This window comes from uncultured Amaricoccus sp., assembly GCF_937858865.1.
Taxonomy (GTDB): Bacteria; Pseudomonadota; Alphaproteobacteria; order Rhodobacterales; family Rhodobacteraceae; genus Amaricoccus.
On sequence record NZ_CALLYO010000163.1, the window covers coordinates 1 to 3,468 of the forward strand.

Sequence of the window (3,468 nt, forward strand, 5' to 3'; positions counted from 1 at the left end):
CGCCGGCCAGCACCACCCGGAGCGGCGGGCGGCGGCGCATCGCGGCGGCGAGCGCGGCGAAGCTGCGGATCACCATGGCAGCGGCTCCACCTCGGGGACGACCGGCCAGGGGCGGGCCGGCTCGATCCCGGCGAGGACGCGCGCGGCGCCGGCGGCGAGCGCTTCGCTCTCGTGGCTGCCGGGATAGACGTGGACCGGGGCGAGCCCGGCGCAGCGCGCGCGGAGCGCCGCGACGATCCGCTCCGACTGCGCCATGCCGCCGGTCAGGATCACCCCGTCGGGGCGGAAGTCGAGCACCGCAGCCATGGCGCCGATCGCCTTGCCGATCTGGTAGACCATCGCCTCCCAGACCAGCTTCGCCTTCGCGTCGCCCGCGTCGATCATCGCCTCGACCCGCCGCATGTCCTTGGTGCCGAGGTAGGCCCGCACGCCCCCCTCGCCGTAGAGGCGCCTCTTCAGCGCCTCCCTGGTGAAGCGGCCCGAGTAGCAGAGGTCGATCAGCGGCAGCGGCGGCAGGCCCCCGGCCCGCTCGGGCGAGAAGGGCGATATCTCCATCCGGTTCGAGCTCTCGACGATCCGCCCCCGCTTCAGCGCCGCGATCGAGATCCCGGCGCCCATGTGCGCGACGACGGCGTCGAGCTCGGCGAAGGGCTTGCCGAGCTCGCCCGCGAGCCGCCGGCCGCAGGCGCGGACGTTGAGCGCGTGGACGAAGGAGAAGCGCGGCAGGTCCGGGCAGCCCGAGACGCGCGCGACCGGCGGCAGCTCGTCGACCGACACCGGATCGACCACGAAGGCCGGGCAGCCGTGCGCGGCGGCCACCCGCCAGGTGAGCGGCGCGCCGAGGTTCGAGGCGTGGTGGTGGACCGGCGTGTGGAGCGCGAAGTCGACCAGCACCGCGTCGACCGCGATCACCCCGGCCGGCACCGGCGAGAGCATCCCCCCGCGCCCGGCCACGGCGGCGAGCGCGCCGCCCTCCGGCACATCGCCGAGGAACTTGAGGATCGCCTCGGTGCGGAAGTCGAGCTGGTCGGCGATGGCCGCGAAGCCCGCCATCGCCGCCTCCTCGTGCTCGATCGTCCGCTCGAGGAGCGGCCGGACCTCCCCGCCCCGCGCCTCGAAGAGGCCGAGGCGGGTGGTCGTCGTGCCGGGGTTGATCGTGAGGATGCGGCGCATCGGCGGACGCTCGCGTCAGAAGAAGGCCTGCAGCCCGGTAATCGCCCGCCCGAGGATCAGCGCGTGCACGTCGTGCGTGCCCTCGTAGGTATTGACCGTCTCGAGGTTCATCATGTGGCGCATCACCTGGAACTCCTCGGAGATGCCGTTGCCGCCGTGCATGTCGCGCGCCCAGCGGGCGATATCGAGCGCCTTGCCGCAGTTGTTGCGCTTGACGATCGAGATCATCTCCGGCGCCGCGTTCGCCTCGTCGAGCAGCCGCCCGACGCGCAGGCTCGCCTGCAGCCCGAGCGCGATCTCGGTCATCATGTTGGCGAGCTTGAGCTGGTGGAGCTGGGTCTGCGCCAGCGGCCGGCCGAACTGCCTGCGGTCGAGCCCGTACTGCCGCGCCGCGTGCAGGCACGCCTCGGCGGCGCCGAGCGCGCCCCAGCTGATGCCGTAGCGGGCGCGGTTCAGGCAGCCGAACGGCCCCTTCAGCCCCTCGACGCCCGGCAGCAGCGCCTCCTCGCCCACCTCGACGTCGGCCATCACGATCTCGCCGGTGATCGAGGCGCGCAAGCTGAGCTTGCCGCCGATCTTCGGCGCCGTGAGCCCCTTCGTCCCCTTGTCGAGCACGAAGCCGCGGATCTTGCCGCCATGCGCCTCCGACTTCGCCCAGACGACGAAGACGTCGGCGATCGGCGCGTTCGAGATCCACATCTTCGAGCCGTTCAGCACATAGCCCGAGGCCGTCCTGCGCGCGACCGTCTTCATCCCGGCCGGGTCGGAGCCGGCATCGGGCTCGGTCAGCCCGAAGCAGCCGATCCACTCGCCCGAGGCGAGCTTGGGCAGGTACTTCCTCCGCTGCTCCTCGCTGCCGTAGGCGTAGATCGGATACATGACGAGCGAGGACTGCACGCTCATCATCGAGCGATACCCCGAGTCGACCCGCTCGACCTCGCGGGCGATCAGCCCGTAGCTGACGTAGGAGGAGCCGAGCCCGCCGTACTCCTCCGGCACCGTGACGCCGAGCAGGCCCATCTCGCCCATCTCGCGGAAGATCGCCGGATCGGTCACCTCGTCGCGGAAGGCCGCCGTCACCCGCGGCTGCAGCCTGTCCTGCGCATAGGCGCGGGCGGCGTCGCGCAGCATCCGCTCCTCCTCGGTCAGCTGGTCCTCCAGCCGCAGCGGATCCTCCCAGTCGAACCGCCCGAGGTCGGGGGCGTCCTTCGCTTTCAGCGCCATCGTCGTTCCTCCTCTTTGCCCGCCTGCATACACCCCGCCCCCGGGCAGGAGAAGCGAAACGATCTTGTCAGTTCATGCGTTTCATGAATGAACTGGGGCATGCGGAGCAACTACACCCCGAGCATTCAGGAGCTGCGGGCACTGGTCGCCTGCGGGCGCCTCGGCTCGGCCTCGCGGGCGGCCGAGACGCTCCACCTCACCCAGAGCGCGGTCAGCCGGGCGGTCCGCTCGCTCGAGGACCGGCTCGGCGTGCGGCTCTTCCAGCGCATCCGCCAGCGGCTCGTCCTCTCCGACGCCGGCCGGGCGATGCTGCGCGACGCCGAGGCGCTCCTCGACAGCCTCGACGCCTCCGCCCGCATGGTCATGGCCTTCGGCGGCGGCGATCAGGTCCTGCGCCTCGCCGTGCTGCCGACCTTCGCCACCGCCTGGCTCATCCCGCGGCTCGCCGATTTCCATCGCCGCTGCCCCGAGGTCGCGATCGACGTCGCCGCCGCGCTGCACCCGGTCGACTTCCAGGACAGCCCGTTCGACGCCGCCCTGCAGCGGGCGGTGCTGGCGCGCGCCGGCACCACGGTCCTGCCGGTCCTGGAGGAGCGGCTCATCGTCGTTGCCGCCCCCTCGCTCGTCCCCGACACCATTCCGCCCCGCGACCAGCTCGCCCGCTACCCGCTCATCCAGCAGGCGACGCGCCCCCGCCTCTGGGCGGAATGGTTCGCCGCCGCCGACGCCGGGCCGGTCGAGCGGCTGCGCGGCCCCCGCTTCCAGCATTTCGACATGGTGATCGCGGCCGCCCGCGCCGGCCTCGGGCTCGGGCTCGTCCCCGACATCTTCGTGCACCGCGACCTCGCCGCCGGCGTGCTCCGCCGCCTCGACGGCCTCGAGCTCGCCGGCCCCTCGCCCTACGCGCTCATCTACCCGGCGGCCCGCCCGATGAGCGCGCCGCTCCGGCTCTTCGCCGACTGGCTGCGCGCGGTCGAGTGATATGATACGCGATCGCTTCGTTGCCCTCTTGCACGGGCACCGCTCGCGATGAGCACGGCCTGCGCCTGCCTGCGGGCCGGCGCACCTCGG

Annotated in this window: 3 protein-coding genes; 1 reads left to right on the forward strand and 2 read right to left on the reverse strand. The window is 72.7% G+C overall.

Annotated elements, in window-relative coordinates; genetic code table 11:
- Positions 1-69: 69 nt before the first annotated feature.
- Complete coding sequence (gene buk / locus Q0112_RS04565) at positions 70-1,173, reverse strand: butyrate kinase (RefSeq protein WP_297972052.1); 1,104 nt, start codon at positions 1,171-1,173, stop codon at positions 70-72.
- 15 nt (positions 1,174-1,188) lie between these two features.
- Positions 1,189-2,397 carry an acyl-CoA dehydrogenase gene (locus Q0112_RS04570; RefSeq protein ID WP_297972055.1) on the reverse strand — a complete coding sequence of 403 codons (1,209 nt, stop codon included), beginning with the start codon at positions 2,395-2,397 and terminating at the stop codon, positions 1,189-1,191.
- 99 nt (positions 2,398-2,496) lie between these two features.
- On the opposite strand from Q0112_RS04570, the gene Q0112_RS04575 reads away from it, so the two are divergent.
- Complete coding sequence (locus tag Q0112_RS04575; RefSeq protein WP_297972057.1) at positions 2,497-3,378, forward strand: LysR substrate-binding domain-containing protein; 882 nt, start codon at positions 2,497-2,499, stop codon at positions 3,376-3,378.
- Positions 3,379-3,468 lie beyond the last annotated feature (90 nt).